At 45.0% G+C, this 1315-nt stretch carries 2 protein-coding genes and 2 pseudogenes; 3 read left to right on the forward strand and 1 reads right to left on the reverse strand.

Annotated elements, in window-relative coordinates:
• A pseudogene (locus tag ACFIL8_RS10425) lies at positions 1 to 278 on the reverse strand (hypothetical protein); the annotation flags it as partial.
• An 87-nt stretch (positions 279 to 365) separates the two neighbouring features.
• On the opposite strand from ACFIL8_RS10425, the gene ACFIL8_RS10430 reads away from it, so the two are divergent.
• From ACFIL8_RS10430 to ACFIL8_RS10440, 3 genes and pseudogenes are all read left to right on the forward strand, one after another.
• Positions 366 to 560, forward strand: a complete 195-nt coding sequence (locus ACFIL8_RS10430; protein WP_375638463.1) for a hypothetical protein — start codon at positions 366 to 368, stop codon at positions 558 to 560.
• On the forward strand, positions 520 to 924 hold the full coding sequence (locus tag ACFIL8_RS10435) for a hypothetical protein (protein ID WP_375638464.1): 405 nt from the start codon (positions 520 to 522) through the stop codon (positions 922 to 924). The genes ACFIL8_RS10430 and ACFIL8_RS10435 overlap by 41 nt, the downstream gene beginning before the upstream one ends.
• 15 nt (positions 925 to 939) lie before the next feature.
• Positions 940 to 1315, forward strand: a pseudogene (locus ACFIL8_RS10440) (hypothetical protein); the annotation flags it as partial.

Here is a 1315-nt window from a genome sequence, read left to right on the forward strand (position 1 = left end):
TGGCTTTGACGCCAGTAAAAATAAAAACGTTCTGCCGCTTTATATTGGGCTTTGCTGAGATGTCCTTTCGCATATAAAAGGGCAATGGGATGGCTTTGTGCATTGGCAATGGCATTGATAGTGCGCGGGTTGCTGGAACTTTCTCGATGATTGGGTTTAAAATAAGGATTACGCGTTTCTACAGGGATTTCTTGCGTCTTTAAATGACCAATGTGCTTTTCTTGATTTTGATGATCAAGCGGGCAGGTTTGCGTATTTTTTTTCTGCTTATGGGTCATAGCATCTCCTTAAAAATTTTAATTTTGCTTCTCGTTTTTAAAAAAATGTTGCTTGATCTAGGCAAAAGAGGGGGATGAGAGGAAGACATGTGTTGGAGTGTGCCGTGTGGGTATGCGCTCTTGGGGGTGACTTGGACTGTTGCGCTTGTGTGTGGGAGCCCCATGGATTTGGTTCTTGAAAAGAGGGGTGTTTTGTCGCATGGTGGATTTTCCTTGAATGACTTGATGAGGGAGGTGAGTGATGGCGCGCGGGCTTTTGTCTTTGAAGGGATTGGTGTTTAGCTGTATTGTAGCCTATGTCTCTGTGGCTGTTTATGTGGAAATGAAGGCTCTTGGGATGACGTGGGGCGTATTTTTACGAGCTGTGGCGTTTTATGGCATTCCCGGTATTTTCCTTATGTTGGGTTATGAAGTAATGCAGCGGCGTGGTGTAACGAAGGGTTTGTTCCTCAAGATGGTGTTGTTGAGCTTCATTTTGGCTGCTGTCTCTGATTTTATTTATAAGCAAGCTGAGCATTTGGGTTTGGCTCAGGTGTGGTTCTCAAACAAGTGGGTGTTTTATGTCCTTTTGGGCTTTGTCCTTGCTCTTATTTATAGAGGGGTAAGGCGTCTTGGGTTTAGGATTTCATTCTTTGAAAAGGATTGATCTTTTGCTGCATTTTTGGCATGGTCTCTGATTTTTGCTTATGAAGGAGCGGGGCGTATGGTGGTTGCGCGGGACATGTTTTTAAAGGGGCTGGCGTTTTGCTGCGTTGTTGGCATGGTCCTTGGCTTTGCTTATGAAGATGCGGGGCGACCGGCTATTACGTGGGAGGTGTTTTGGCAGGGGGTGGTGATTTCTTGCATTGCTGGAGCGACCTTTTGTTTTATTGTTGTGGGAGCAAACAGTAGAACTGTATCGTGGGGCGTGTTTTTCAAGGCTGTGGTGTTTTGCACCATTGCTGTAGTGGTTCTTGGCTTTGCTTATAAGGGAGCGAAGCGTTTTGATATATCATGGGAATTTTTAGTAATAGGAGCGGTGTTTGTTGCATTGCTGG

The sequence above is a fragment of the Bartonella sp. AP57NXGY genome (assembly GCF_042195805.1).
GTDB lineage: Bacteria > Pseudomonadota > Alphaproteobacteria > Rhizobiales > Rhizobiaceae > Bartonella.

Coding starts and splice junctions, on each gene's coding strand:
- ACFIL8_RS10430 (WP_375638463.1), top strand. CDS start 366: ATGTGTTGGAGTGTGCCGTGTGGGTATGCGCTCTTGGGGGTGACTTGG.
- ACFIL8_RS10435 (WP_375638464.1), top strand. CDS start 520: ATGGCGCGCGGGCTTTTGTCTTTGAAGGGATTGGTGTTTAGCTGTATT.